The organism is Bradyrhizobium erythrophlei, assembly GCF_042430365.1.
Lineage (GTDB): Bacteria > Pseudomonadota > Alphaproteobacteria > Rhizobiales > Xanthobacteraceae > Bradyrhizobium > Bradyrhizobium erythrophlei.
The window spans coordinates 62,876-75,858 of sequence record NZ_JBHMET010000065.1; the positions used below are offsets into that span (position 1 = coordinate 62,876).

The window sequence follows — 12,983 nt, forward strand, 5'->3', positions numbered from 1 at the left end:
ATATTCGGGAGGAACGTGAATGAGCCAGCATCCGGCCTTGCCCTATCTGCGCAGCTCGGAGAAGGGCAAGATCGTCACCGCGACAGAGGCCGTGCGCCTCATTCGCGACGGCGACACGGTGGCGACCGGCGGCTTTGTCGGCATCGGGTTTGCCGAGGAGATCGCGCTGGCGCTGGAGGAACTCTACCTCTCGAGCGAGACCGACGCGCCCTACATGCAGGGCAAGCCGCGCAATCTGACGCTGGTCTATGCGGCCGGGCAGGGCGACGGCAAGCACCGCGGCCTCAACCACTTTGCGCATGAGGGGCTGGTGAAGCGCGTCATCGGCGGCCATTGGGGCCTTGCGCCGAAACTGCAGCAACTCGCGATCGCAAACCAGATCGAGGCCTACAACCTGCCGCAGGGCGTCATCACCCATTTGTTTCGCGACATCGCCGCGCAGCGGCCCGGTCATATTTCGCGGGTCGGCATCGGCACCTTCGTCGATCCGCGCCATGGCGGCGGCAAGCTCAACGCGCGGTCGACCGAGGACATGGTCGAACTGGTCACGCTCGGCGGCAAGGAGTGTCTATTCTACAAGACGTTTGGCATCGACGTCGGCATCATCAGGGCAACCACCGGCGACCCCGACGGCAACCTGACCATGGAGAAAGAGGCATTGACGCTGGAGGCGCTGGCGATCGCCATGGCGGCGCATAATTCCGGCGGCATCGTGATTGCGCAGGTCGAGCGCGTCGCCGAAAGTGGCAGCCTCAATCCGCGCCAGGTGAAAATTCCCGGCATTCTCGTTGACTGCGTCGTGGTAGCGAAGCCCGAAAACCACTGGCAGACCTTCGGCACGCTATACAATCCGGCCTATTCGAGCGAGATCAGGGTGCGCGCCGGCGCGCTGCCGCCGATGCCGATGAGCGAGCGCAAGATCATCGCGCGTCGGGCGGCGTTCGAACTGAAGGCCAACAGCGTCGTCAATCTCGGCATCGGCATGCCCGAGGGCATCGCCGGCGTCGCCAATGAGGAGCGCATCATCGACCTCATCACGCTGACGGCGGAGCCCGGCGTGATCGGCGGCGTGCCGGCGAGCGGGATCGATTTCGGCGCTGCGATCAACACGCAAGCCGTGATCGACCAGCCCTACCAGTTCGATTTCTATGACGGCGGCGGCCTCGATGCCGCCTTCCTCGGTCTGGCGCAGGTCGATCGCGGTGGCAATCTCAACGTCAGCAAGTTCGGTCCCAAAGTGGCCGGCGCCGGCGGCTTCATCAACATCAGCCAGAACGCCAAGGAAGTGGTGTTCGTCGGCACCTTCGGCGCCGGCCGCCAGCGCATTGCCGTTTCCGATCGCGGACTGGTGATCGCGGAGGAAGCGAAAGCGCGAAAATTCGTCGCGGCGGTCGAGCATGTGACGTTCTCCGGCGCCGTCGCAATCAAGCGCGGGCAGCGCGTCCTCTACGTCACCGAGCGCTGTGTGTTCGCGTTGACGGAAGGCGGCCTTGAACTGACCGAAGTCGCGCCCGGCATCGACATCGAGCGCGACATCCTGGCGCGGATGGATTTCAAGCCTCTGGTGCCGCGCGATCCGGTGCTCATGGATCCGCGGATATTCCACGAAGGCCCGATGGATCTGCGCAACGATCTCCTCACCATTCCGCTGGCGCAGCGCTTCACGCTCGACGAGCAGCAGAACCTGTTCTTCGTCAATCTGGAGCGCTTCGCGCTGCGCAGCCGCGCCGACATCGATGCGATCGCGCGTGCCGTCGAAGGCAAGTTGGCAGGCCTTGGCCGCCGCGTCTACGCGATCGTCAACTACGACAATTTCTCGATTCTGCCCGAACTGCTTGACGACTATTCGGCCATGGTCGGCAGCCTGACGGAGCGCTTCTATTCGGGCGTCTCGCGCTACACCACGAGCGGCTTCCTGCGCATCAAGCTCGGCGAAGCCCTCGAAAAACGCGGCGTTGCCGCACATATCTTCGAAAGCGCCGCAGAGGCGCAGCTCGACTGGCGCAACGTCGAAGGGATCGGCAGGACCTGACAGCCGTGATCGTAGGATGGGTAGAGCGAAGCGAAACCCATCAATTCGTATCCGCGGCGGACGCGCCCCTAAGGATGTCCGGCTTCGATCGAGGTCAACGCCGTTTGACCGGCAATCTCGTCAGCTCGCCAGCACCGGACCGCGTGTCCGTCGGGACGCGTTTCTAGCGGTGGCCCGGGCTCGCGATGACACACGGCCTCGGCGTAACCACAGCGTGGACTGAATACACATCCGTCCGGCGGGCTGAGCGGACTGGGAAGCTCGCCACCTGTCGTCGCGAGCGGTGCGCGGCGCAGCGGATCGGGGATGGCGGAGATCAGGGTTTGCGTATACGGGTGCGCCGGCCGTTCGAAGATTTCGCGCCAGTCGCCGGTCTCCACAATGCGGCCGAGATACATGACGGCCACCCTGTCGCTCATGTGTTCGACGACGCCGAGGTCGTGGCTGATCATGATGTAGGAGAGGCCGAGAGTTTCCTTCAATTCCAGCAGCAGATTGATGATCTGGGCACGGATCGATACATCGAGCGCCGATACGGGTTCGTCGCAGATGACGATCCTGGGATTGAGGATCAGCGCGCGCGCAATGCCGATACGCTGGCGCTGGCCACCGGAGAATTCATGCGGGTAGCGGTCGGCCTGTTCGGGCCGTAGGCCCACATGCCTGAGCATGGTCGCAACGCGTCCCTCGATCTCGCTTGCGGCGGTTACGCCATGCAGACGCAACGGGTCTTCAAGCGTGCGGCGAACGGTCTGGCGTGGATTGAGCGAGGCGTAGGGATCCTGAAACACCATTTGCACGATCCGGGCCAATGTCTTTCGATCGCCGGATCGCCGGCCCGTCACGACCTGTCCGTCCAGCACGATGCGGCCGCGCGTCGGTGTCTGCAGGCCAAGTATCGAAAGTGCGACCGTCGACTTGCCAGAGCCGGACTCGCCGACGAGGCCGAGGCATTCGCCGCGCTTCAGCTTGAGATTGACACCGTCGACGGCACGCAGCAGCTGCCAGCCGCGGCCCAGCCAGCCGCCCCCGACCGGAAAATGAACCGCAAGATCCTCGACGCTGAGAATGACGTCGTCGCCCGGGCTCCTCTGGGGTTCATGCATGGTGATGACACCTGACCAAGCCGCCTGCTTCCAGCAATGTCGTCTCCGGCGCGACGGTCCGGCAAATATCGGTCGCATGCGCGCAACGCGGATGGAACCGGCACCCGTCTGGGAAACTCGTGATCGCCGGGACGACGCCCGCGATCTCCTTGAGCCGCGTCCGGCCAAGCGCAGCGCGAGTGCCCAGCCGTGGCAACGAGGCGACCAGGCCTCGCGTATACGGGTGCGAAGGCGCCCGGAAGATATCGTCCGAGCCGCGCTCCTCGACAATGCGGCCGGCATACATGACGGCGACGCGGCGACAGACGTTGGCGACCAGGCCGAGATCGTGGCTGATCATCAGGACAGCCGTACCTCTCTCGGCGCATAATTCCCGCATCAGCTCGATGATCTCGGCCTGCACGGTCACATCGAGCGCGGTGGTCGGCTCGTCGGCGATCAGAAGGTCCGGACCGCACGCGAGTGCGATGGCGATCATCACGCGTTGACGCATGCCGCCCGAAAGCTGGTGCGGGTAATCCTTCACGCGTCGCTCGGGTGCTGGGACGCGGACACTCGCCAGCGCTTCGACCGCCAGTTGGTCGGCTTCCCGCCAGCTTTTTCCCTTGTGCAGCACGAACATCTCCGCGATCTGCCGGCCTACGGGCGAGACCGGGTTCAGCGCCGTCATCGGCTCCTGGAAGATCATGGCGATGCGATTGCCGCGCAGCGCTCTCTGGCCGGCAGCGGGAAGTCGCTCGATCTCCCGCCCCTCAAACCGTATGGCGCCGCCGCCGATCGACAATGGCGGCCGCAACAGGCCGATCAGGGCGAGAGCCGTGATGCTCTTGCCGCAGCCGGATTCGCCGACAAGGCCGAACGTCTCGCCACGATCGATACGGAACGAAATTCCCTCGACAGCGGCAACCTGGCTGGAGCCGAGGTTGAGGTCGATGCGCAAGTCCTCGACTGCGATCAGCGGCGAGCCCGTCATGTGCGCCGGCTCCGCGACTGTGGGTCGAGAATGTCACGCAGGCCATCGCCGAGCAGATTGAGGCCGAGCACCGTCAGGAAGATGGCGAGGCCCGGAAAAACCGAGAGCCACGGCGCCGTCGTGATCTGGTCGCGGGCCTCCGACAGCATGCTGCCCCAGCTTGGATAGGGTGGACGGATGCCGAGGCCGAGGAACGAAAGTGCGGCTTCGGCCAAGACCGCGCCGCCCATGCCCAGCGTGCCGATGACAATGATGGGGCCGACCATGTTCGGCAGCAACTGCGTGAACATGATGCGCAAATCTCCGTAGCCGAGCACCCGTGCGGCCTGCACATAGCCTTGGTTCTTCAGCGACAGCGTCGAGGCGCGTGCGATCCGGCAAGTGAAGGACCAGTTGGTCAATCCGAGCGCGATCAAGAGGCTGGTTAGGCCGGGTCCGAGCACCGCCATGATGGCGAGCGCGAAGATCAGCGAGGGGATCGCGAGCATGAGATTGGTCAGCCCGTTGACGATATCGTCCCACCAGCCGCCCCAATAGCCCGCGGTCAGGCCCAGCGTCACGCCGATGATGCTGTTGACGAGCTGGGAGACGATGCCGACCGTCAGTGAGATGCGCGCCCCGTAGACGACGCGGGAGTAAATATCGCGGCCCTGCGCGTCGGTGCCGAACCACCACGTCCAACTCGGCGGCTCTTCCGCGTTCAACAGGTTGGCATCCATGACAGGATCGGTATGTGCCAGCCATGGCGCCAGCACGCCGACTAGGATTGCGAGCGCGAACAACGCTCCGCCGATGACAAGACTGGTCCCAAGTTTCATTGCGGCCGCCCCGTTGCGACAGGCGGCACGATCAATCGCGTGCAGGCGGGATAAGGCCGACCGGGGCTCATGCGTATCTGATCCTGGGATCGATCACGGCATAGAGCACGTCGATCAGCGTATTGACCGTCAGAAAGAACAGCACCACCACGAGAATCGAGCCCTGGACGGCGGGAACGTCGCGTTGCAGGACGCTGTCGACGAGCAGCGAGCCGATGCCGGGCCAGGAGAACAGTTTCTCGACGACGACCGCCTGGCCCATCAACGCGCCGAATTGCAGGCCGATGGTCGTGAGAATGATGACGAGCGCGTTGCGCAGCACGTGCCACTCCACGACCCGGATCTCGCTCATGCCCTTCGAGCGCGCGGTCCGGACGAAATCCGCGGTCATGATCTCGAGAACCGCGGCGCGTGTCGTTCGCGCCAGCAGCGCCATTGGCGAGACACCGAGCGTCACCGCAGGCAGGATCAGATATTTGAGGCCGCCATCGCCGTAGCCGAAACTTGGCAGCCAGCCGAGTTTCAATGCGAACAGGTACATCAGCAGCAGCCCGAGCCAGAATTTGGCCATTGAAAGGCCCGACACCGCCAGGACCATCGAGACTGTGTCGACGATGCCGCCCGGCCGCAGCGCCGCGACGAAACCGAGCGGCACGCCGACCGCAATCGCAAACGTCATGGCTGCGAATATCAATTGCAGTGTCGGCCACATCCGTTTTGCGATCATGGTCGCGACCGGCTCGCGCGTCCGGAACGAAGTCCCGAAATCGCCCGTCGCGAGCCTCGCCATATAAGAGCCGAAGCGGACGTAGACGGGATCGTCGAGGCCGAGCTGCTTTTTCATGCGCTCCACGACCGCCGGGTCCGTCGCACCCCGACCGTCATCGCTCATGCTCGATACGATGCTGCCCGGAACGACACTGAACAGCACGAAGACCACCAGCACCACGGCCAGCACGGTCGGAACAGTTTGCAGGATACGACGGATCACAAAGGAGAGCATTGGCATTCGTCCTCCCTCCCTTCATCGCTTTCTGCGATGGAGGGAGGGTGAGAGCACGTGTCACTTCGCGGGCGAGGTCTCGTCGACCCAAAGGTCTTCGACGTTCTGGTGAGTAAGCTCCGTCGCGTCCAACTGAATCCCCTTCAGCCACGGCTGCACGGCCATGACCGCCTTGTTGTAGTTGAAGAACCAGACCGGCGCCTCTTCATGGAGCAGGGCATTGGCCTTTTGCAGCAATTGGTCACGTTTTGCGGCGTCGTCGGTCTGCCCGGCGTCATCGATGAGCTTGTCGAAGTCCGCGTTCTTGAAGGTCACGTAGTTGCAGGCCGATTGCGGCGTCGATGAGTAGAAGCATTTCAGCGCCGCCTGGGGATCCGGCCCGGTTGCCTGGGAGTAGATGTAGGCCTGGAAGTCGCCCTTGCGAATGACCTCGGCCAGCACGGCAGTCTCGACCTGCTTGACCTTCACCTTGATGCCCACCCTGTCCAGCATCGGGATGATGGCCTCGACGATCGGCAAACCCCAGCTTTCATTCTGGCTGGTCGTCCATTCGAACTCGAAGCCCGTGGGATACCCGGCGTCCGCGAGCAACTGCTTGGCCTTGGCGGGATCGAAGGCGTAGGGTTTCATTGCCTTGTCGTAAAGCGGTGAGGTCAGAGGCAGCCAGCTCGTGGCGCGATAGGCCTTGCCCTTGACCAATTTGCTGATGATCAGATCGGCATCGATCGCATGGTTGATCGCCTGCCGAACCCGCTTGTCAGAGAAGGGCTTGAATGTGGGATTCATCCCCATGTACCGCGTAAAGACTTCGGCGACTTCGACGATGGTGCCCTTGAGGCCGGGGTCGGCCTGGTACGCGACATACTGCGCGGGCCCAAGCACGGACGTGTCGATTTCCTTGTTGCGGAAAGCGACGTCGCGCGCGGCCGCCTCGCCCATGAGCGATACGACGATCTTGTCGGCGTACGGCTTGCCGGGTTTGTAGAACCTGTCCCACCGTTCCATGACGACGCGCGATCCCGGCACGTGCTCGACAAATTTGAAGGGCCCAAGGCCGATCGGCTTCTGGATGAAGCCCTCCTTGGCGGCCTCATCGGCGGGATAGATCGAAGTCAGCGCGGTGAAGAAGTAGAAGCCTGGATCGACCTTCTCGGTCAGCTTCATTTCGAGGGTGAAGTCGTCGATTTTCTTCAGGCCGGAGATTTCCTTGGCTTGGCCCTTCTCGACCTCGGCCGCGCCCTCGATCACTCGGACGAAGCGCGCGCCGGGATAGGCCTTGGTGCCGTCCATGATGCGATTGTAGGACCAGATGATGTCGTCGGCCGTCATCCTGCGACCATGGTGGAAATAGGCGTCGTCGCGCAGCTTGAAGGTATGAACAAGACCGCCGCCCGAGACGGTGACCTCCTTGGCAAGCTCCGGAACCGGCTTGCCCTCAGCGGAGTCCCAAATGTAGAGCGACCGGTGCAGAGCCTTGGCGTATATCTCGTCCTGGGCGCGCGGCGTCGTATGAATGTCCATGCTGGTGAAACTCGAGCCGTAGGGCGCCGTCATGCGAATGGTCCCGCCCTTGCGCGGTGTCTGGGCCTCTGCCGCGGCGGCGAGTGCCAGCCCCAAACCAGCCACGATCGCCATCATCTTGAACTTCATGTTTCCTCCAACGATGCAGGAGCATTCCGATCGGGGAGTTGACCATTCGCAGCGTGTCGAGCGCAAGGTCCTCATTTTGGGTTGATGGCGATTGGCACCAATACTTGCGTAGCATCGACGTGAGGGGGACGACTATGGAAAGGCAGCGCGCGGTGCACCATCTGGTTCGAGGTGTCGTCGGGGGCTGACCAGGGCTCGGGTCAGATGAAGCGGGCCGGGATTGCGGAAGCTCGAGGCCGACACCCAGGGTTGCAATGATGGAGCGCTCACCGGAATTGATTTTGACCGCTCCCTCGCTCCTTGCCCACAGTTTGCGTCGGCGTGTAAGCGATTGCGATTGAATGGATTTTAGGCTCGGTACTGAATTCGTGAAGCCAGGACCAGAGCTAGGTTTTCGCGGACCGTTTCGCCTTCTTCCTGTTGACGGGTGGTTTCAGCACTTTGTCCGCTTCCACCGGAATCTGCTTCAGGCGATCGACAAACCATCGGCCGGCCGGGCCAGGCGGTGACTTGGTCTGCCACACCGCCGACATCGCGAGAATCAAACCATCCGGAGGCACGTCCTCGATAGACAGCACGGCAAGGCGACCCGCTTCCAAATCCTTGCGCACGGCATGCAAGGGCATTCCGCCCCAACCCAGGCCTTTAAGCAGGAAATGATGTTTGGCGAAGAGATCAGCAAGCCGCCACGTTGCAGGCGACTGACTCCGAATTCGCGTCCTTGGGATAGCTCCGACCTGTCGGTGAGAACGATCTGAGTATGTTTTCCAAGAACCTTCTTGGGAATCTTGCCTCGGTAGGACGTCAGTGCATGATCACGGGCAGCCACCATGAGAAACGCGATACCGGGCAACCGTTCATAGGTCAGCGTATCCGGAATCGCCGGAAGTGATCCGATGACGCCGATACTGCAACGGCCGTCAAGCACGGGCTTAATGGCTCCTCCCAGCGCCTCGACATAGATGCGGAGCGCCACTCCCGGGTATTTCTGCCGAAACTCCTTGGCCACTTGGGTAATCGCGTCGATCGGATAGAAGACGTCAACCACCACGGACAATTCCGGCTCCAGGCCGGCTGACATGCCCTTCGCCCGGGCCTTCAGCAAGTCGACCCCGGTGATGATGCTGCGAGCGTCGCCCAGAATTGCCAATCCCTCCGGGGTGAGTTTGGGATAGCGGCCAGAGCGGTCGAACAACTGAACGCCAATCTGTTCCTCGAGATTGCTGATCGTCTCGCTCACAACAGACTGCGCGCGCAACAACTTGCGGGAGGCCGCAGAAAAGCTTCCTTCATCAACCGCGGCGATGAAGGTGCGCAGTTGATCGAGAGAGACGGCGTCGAGCATGGGACCTACCTATCGACCAAACCGATGCTAAAGCGCGGGATGCTACTGCCCAATTGGCGATGATATCAACCATCGACGTCACGTCATGCGGCTCGTGAGCACCTTCTGGCGGCCTCCGGCTGGTCAGAGAGCCCATTGATCCTCTTGGTCACTCCAATAGCTCTTGTTCAAGCGTCGAGCTATCTCCTCGCTCATCGCGGGATCGGTAGCTACCGCGATCACGACGCCTTGTTCTGTGACGATCTCGCGGCCTCTTGCCTCGACCGGGAAGTGTTCCGATCCGAGCGGCGGGCGCCTATCGGATCTGTCTCGGCATTCCCGGGATGCGGCGATACGTTGAAGAAGCTGTACTCCACCTGATCCAAACATCGGCTTTCTCCACAGTGAATCATCAACGAGGTTGGTTTCTCCAGGCCTCAGCGTCCTGCGCGTGCCAAGACACCCTGGTCGTGCAGCCGTCGGCCAATATCGGCGATATTGCTCTCCCCAATACGCAAGGAATCCGCGTTGGTGTGCACGGAGTAGTGTCCGGTCACGAGGTCGTAAGGGTGCTTGACTGCGGCGCCGAGGACGAAGCCGGCATCGGAGAGCGCTTCGAACTCGATTGCCTGATCGCCCTGCTCGAACACCGCGACTTCGCCCATCGATACCTGCTCCGGCGTCGTCACGATCCCCTGGTGCGATGCGATCCAGGCGACGTCGTGCCCCTTGGCCGGGTGAAAGGTCCAGCGCTCTCCGGCTTTGAGTCGCACGTCGAGGTAAGTGATGCCGCTGGGCGACTCGACAATGCTTTTCACGCCGTCGTATTCGCCTGCGATCACCCTCGCGGGACCGGCAAAATGGAAGTCGGAAGCGCCAAGGTACTGGCTCTGGGGTTGGGCAAGTTCAAGCTCGGGCGGCATGGCGACCCAGAGCTGAAAGCCCTTGATCCGCTCCTTGCCGAACATTCCGCCGGTATGCCAAACGCCACTACTGGCGCGCATCCATTCAACACCGCCGGTCTCGATGACGCCTTCGCGGCCGGTGGTCTCCTTGTAGAAAGCCTGCCCTGAAAGAATCAGGGTCAGGGTCGCAATTCCCGAATGGGGATGAAAACCGAATTTTGGTGCAGTCGCTGGATCGGTGTCGAAGTAGTCGAGAAAGACGAACGGCTTGATCAGTTCACCAATGTCGCCCGGACTGACCAGTCGGGTAACGCGCCCATGCGAGTGTCCACGCGTGCGCAGAGCAATCTGCCGGGAGCTCGTCTCAGTGCGTATCGGACGCGTGAACATTGCATGGGTCGTCATTTTCATTCTCCTGAATTTTGGGCGCCTCTGGATTCCGGCTCAGCCTTTCACCCGCTGAAGCAAGGCAACGAGTTCATCGCGCCGCAGATAGACGACCAGCGTGTTGAGCAGGCCCAGGACGATCGCCGGGACCGGACTTGTGTGCAGGACGAACAGATGGGTTGCCACCGCACCGACCATGGTGAAGCCGAGCCACAGGGCACCGATCGAAGCGAGGCCGGGAACGAGCAGAGCAACGGCGCCGGCCACTTCCACGACGCCGGTCACGACGCGGAACCACTGCCCGAGTCCGATCTGCGCGAACAGGTCGACCATGAACGGAACGCCGGCCAGTTTGGCGAAGCCGGCCGCAAGGAAAGCCGCAGCGAGGATGCCCTGCAACGTCCAGGCGCCGACGCGACGCGTAGGACGAACTGGTTGGATTGAAGTTACGCTCATGTTGGACTCCTTAGGTGTGAGGTTGAAGGTGAGCGGAAGCTAGGATGCCGGCCGTCATCGCAACAGCCGATTTATTCAGATGATATCCATCGGTTTCTCCGATATATGGCGGTTGCCGTACCACCCTGAGCGATGGGTTGTTTCCGCACGCTGCGCTCGAGGGATTCGCCGGTGGCGAGATGTCGCAAGGTGCTCATGCCTTCTCGGACGTGACCCGCCTTGCGTGGTCACGATGGCTTGTCGAACTTGAGCGTTGGCGAAGTGAGTTCGATAGCGATGCTCATATATCGGCAGTTTGAGCAATTCACAGTGTGCTCGCCCCGACGACCGCAACGACTTCCGAGTCTTCGATTGCTTCGACGCGCAGGCAGCGTTTCCGGTGTCGCGATGTCGCTGAGGGCGGGCAATCCTTGGCCGTCGTCTCGGATCATTCCGATGGCTGGTGGGAAGTGAGTCCCTTCGCCTTCCTCGACCTCGAGAATGACCTCATCGCCAGCGGCGGTCCCACGCCAAGCGAAGCGAAACCCGTCAATCCATATCCGCCGCGCAAATGATGGATATCGTGGAGTTTATCATCGGGCCGCGCTTTGCGCGGACCCGGTGGCTCCTCCCGGCGTGCGGACTGCGGCCCGCAGCGGGCGTCCGCCCCTGCCACTGATTTGCCCGACGGCGCAAGCCCCCGTCGCAAAAATATTTCTGTTTTTACGAATGGCAAATCAGTGTAATGATCCGCCCGTCTCACCCGCTTGAGGGGCGCTTCGCGATCGTCACGAGTGTTGGGTTGGGATGCGGTGGACGCGGATTGCGCAACTGACGAGTGCGTGTGAAGCGGACGGTGAAGTCGTGTGGTCCTGACGCCCCAGTGGCTGGTGTCTCCTCGCAAGACGCGGAAAGCGTCTTTGCGAGGACGGTGACAAACAAGCCCCGGTCTCGCCGGGGAGAACACGAAAGAAGCCGTAAAATCATTGCGCAGGGAGAGCCGGCGTGTTTCCGGTTTCACCTGTGGTCCTACCCCGGTGCTTTTTGCTGCGCCGGACCCATGGGTGCGATCGGCACCCGGCTTTCCCTGCGCCCTCTGTTTGAGGAGAGGGTGGAACGATAGGCAAACCTCGGACAGATCATGTCGCGAGAATGCGGACTTGCGAGTTATTTGAGATTGAAGTGCACCACGTATTCGGTGTTGTCCTGGCGAAGCGCCAGGACCCATTACCCCAAATGGAGATTGTCGCGCGACGCTGGGGCCACGATCCCTCTCCAATCAATGTCGGTGGTTATGGGTCCTGGCGTTCGCCAGGACTACGATGGGGAGAGCCCGCCACCTACAAATACCAGGCCAGCACCGCCTTGAGCAGGGCGTTCTCGATCACCGGCAGAACGACCACCTGGTTCATTCCGGAGGTGCGCGCCAGCGAGGCTGCGATCGATTCATCCTGCTTCAGATGTTCGTTCAGCGCCGGCATCCCGGTCGCCCACGCGCCGCCGATGCTGCCTTCGCCGCGGCGGATCGTCTTCGCGGCATAGAGGGCGGCAAGGTCGGCCTGCTTGCTGCAATCGCCGGAATGAAACACCAGCGCCGTCCGGGCCTCGTTCGGCACCCAGATCTCGAACCGCCGCGCGATCGGCGTTGCCTGCGCCGACAGGAACGTCACCACCCAGGTCTCTTCACCCGTCGTATAGGGGATGCCGACGCCGCAATTGATGCCGATCTCGGATGCTTCCTCCCAGCGCAGGAATCCCTTGGAATTGTGCAGGTCCTTGATGATGAGCGGCATGCCGGCCTTCCAGGTGCGGCCGGGCAGGCCGAAGCCGCGCGGGAATTTGGTGTGGCGCGAGTTGAACTCGAACATGTCGGCGGTGCCGTAGTAACCGTCGACCAGTCCCATCTCGTGGGACTTGTCGGGATCATTGTGCCAGAGCTCGACCGCGCCGACATGCGTTGCGTCGTCGCCGCAAAACAGCACCATTACGGCCATCAGGAATTCGCCGGCGAATACCGGAAGCGCGACGCCGCAGGTCAGCCCTGCCTCGACCGCCTCGTCGGTGCGCCTGAAATAGGAATTGGCGAAACTGGTGAGGATGATCGGGTGACCGCTCGCCCACGCCTTGCCCGGCAGTCCCTCGTCATAGGCGAACAGCGCGGTTTCGCTGACCGCCCTGAATTCGGTGAACTCGGCGCTGCACAGGCTGCCGCCGAATTCCAGCCGCGTCCGCGTCCGGTCCGGCACCCACAGTTCAACCACGCGAATGAAGGTCGTCATCGCACGCGCCTCGCGTCCTGCCGAGCACCAGCATCGGCGATCTCACGGCAAAGCGTGCGCTCAAATTGCGG

At 62.3% G+C, this 12,983-nt stretch carries 12 protein-coding genes; 2 read left to right on the forward strand and 10 right to left on the reverse strand.

All coding sequences use genetic code 11. The features are described from left to right. Positions 1-19 precede the first annotated feature (19 nt). On the forward strand, positions 20-2,032 hold the full coding sequence (locus ACFFWD_RS11880) for an acyl CoA:acetate/3-ketoacid CoA transferase (RefSeq protein ID WP_376965145.1): 2,013 nt from the start codon (positions 20-22) through the stop codon (positions 2,030-2,032). A 68-nt stretch (positions 2,033-2,100) separates the two neighbouring features. On the opposite strand, the gene ACFFWD_RS11885 is transcribed toward ACFFWD_RS11880, so the two are convergent. The 9 genes from ACFFWD_RS11885 to ACFFWD_RS11925 form a co-directional block, all read right to left on the reverse strand. Continuing rightward, a complete protein-coding gene (locus ACFFWD_RS11885; protein ID WP_376965147.1) occupies positions 2,101-3,138 on the reverse strand; it encodes an ABC transporter ATP-binding protein in 1,038 nt (345 codons plus the stop codon). Then, positions 3,131-4,111, reverse strand: a complete 981-nt coding sequence (locus tag ACFFWD_RS11890) for an ABC transporter ATP-binding protein (protein ID WP_376965149.1) — start codon at positions 4,109-4,111, stop codon at positions 3,131-3,133. Before ACFFWD_RS11890 ends, ACFFWD_RS11885 begins: the two co-directional genes overlap by 8 nt. Further along, on the reverse strand, positions 4,108-4,929 hold the full coding sequence (locus tag ACFFWD_RS11895) for an ABC transporter permease (RefSeq protein ID WP_376965151.1): 822 nt from the start codon (positions 4,927-4,929) through the stop codon (positions 4,108-4,110). The genes ACFFWD_RS11890 and ACFFWD_RS11895 overlap by 4 nt, the downstream gene beginning before the upstream one ends. Positions 4,930-4,996: 67 nt before the next feature. Continuing rightward, positions 4,997-5,932: an ABC transporter permease gene (locus ACFFWD_RS11900; RefSeq protein WP_376965242.1), complete on the reverse strand. Its 936-nt coding sequence runs from the start codon at positions 5,930-5,932 to the stop codon at positions 4,997-4,999. Between the two features lie 60 nt (positions 5,933-5,992). After that, positions 5,993-7,582, reverse strand: coding sequence for an ABC transporter substrate-binding protein (locus tag ACFFWD_RS11905; protein WP_376965153.1), 1,590 nt, complete (start codon positions 7,580-7,582; stop codon positions 5,993-5,995). A gap of 386 nt (positions 7,583-7,968) precedes the next feature. Beyond that, the gene (locus ACFFWD_RS11910) at positions 7,969-8,235 is read right to left on the reverse strand and encodes a LysR substrate-binding domain-containing protein (protein WP_376965244.1); all 267 of its coding nucleotides are present in this window, start codon (positions 8,233-8,235) and stop codon (positions 7,969-7,971) included. Beyond that, complete coding sequence (locus tag ACFFWD_RS11915; protein ID WP_376965155.1) at positions 8,124-8,927, reverse strand: LysR family transcriptional regulator; 804 nt, start codon at positions 8,925-8,927, stop codon at positions 8,124-8,126. Before ACFFWD_RS11915 ends, ACFFWD_RS11910 begins: the two co-directional genes overlap by 112 nt. Positions 8,928-9,343: 416 nt before the next feature. Continuing rightward, the gene (locus tag ACFFWD_RS11920; RefSeq protein ID WP_376965157.1) at positions 9,344-10,216 is read right to left on the reverse strand and encodes a pirin family protein; all 873 of its coding nucleotides are present in this window, start codon (positions 10,214-10,216) and stop codon (positions 9,344-9,346) included. 39 nt (positions 10,217-10,255) lie between these two features. Continuing rightward, positions 10,256-10,654, reverse strand: a complete 399-nt coding sequence (locus tag ACFFWD_RS11925; RefSeq protein ID WP_376965159.1) for a DoxX family protein — start codon at positions 10,652-10,654, stop codon at positions 10,256-10,258. A 410-nt stretch (positions 10,655-11,064) separates the two neighbouring features. Here ACFFWD_RS11925 and ACFFWD_RS11930 point away from each other — a divergent pair, with 410 nt between their 5' ends. Beyond that, entirely contained in the window at positions 11,065-11,208 is a 144-nt protein-coding gene (locus ACFFWD_RS11930; protein WP_376965161.1) for a hypothetical protein, read from the forward strand. 765 nt (positions 11,209-11,973) lie between these two features. On the opposite strand, the gene ACFFWD_RS11935 is transcribed toward ACFFWD_RS11930, so the two are convergent. Beyond that, complete coding sequence (locus ACFFWD_RS11935; protein ID WP_376965163.1) at positions 11,974-12,912, reverse strand: GAF domain-containing protein; 939 nt, start codon at positions 12,910-12,912, stop codon at positions 11,974-11,976. Positions 12,913-12,983: the final 71 nt, after the last annotated feature.

Bases quoted from the DNA above. Each gene is read 5' to 3' on its own strand.
- ACFFWD_RS11880 (WP_376965145.1), top strand. From the start codon at position 20: ATGAGCCAGCATCCGGCCTTGCCCTATCTGCGCAGCTCGGAGAAGGGC.
- ACFFWD_RS11890 (WP_376965149.1), bottom strand. From the start codon at position 4,111: ATGACGGGCTCGCCGCTGATCGCAGTCGAGGACTTGCGCATCGACCTC.
- ACFFWD_RS11895 (WP_376965151.1), bottom strand. From the start codon at position 4,929: ATGAAACTTGGGACCAGTCTTGTCATCGGCGGAGCGTTGTTCGCGCTC.
- ACFFWD_RS11925 (WP_376965159.1), bottom strand. From the start codon at position 10,654: ATGAGCGTAACTTCAATCCAACCAGTTCGTCCTACGCGTCGCGTCGGC.
- ACFFWD_RS11900 (WP_376965242.1), bottom strand. From the start codon at position 5,932: ATGCTCTCCTTTGTGATCCGTCGTATCCTGCAAACTGTTCCGACCGTG.
- ACFFWD_RS11920 (WP_376965157.1), bottom strand. From the start codon at position 10,216: ATGACGACCCATGCAATGTTCACGCGTCCGATACGCACTGAGACGAGC.
- ACFFWD_RS11905 (WP_376965153.1), bottom strand. From the start codon at position 7,582: ATGAAGTTCAAGATGATGGCGATCGTGGCTGGTTTGGGGCTGGCACTC.
- ACFFWD_RS11935 (WP_376965163.1), bottom strand. From the start codon at position 12,912: ATGACGACCTTCATTCGCGTGGTTGAACTGTGGGTGCCGGACCGGACG.
- ACFFWD_RS11915 (WP_376965155.1), bottom strand. From the start codon at position 8,927: ATGCTCGACGCCGTCTCTCTCGATCAACTGCGCACCTTCATCGCCGCG.
- ACFFWD_RS11885 (WP_376965147.1), bottom strand. From the start codon at position 3,138: ATGCATGAACCCCAGAGGAGCCCGGGCGACGACGTCATTCTCAGCGTC.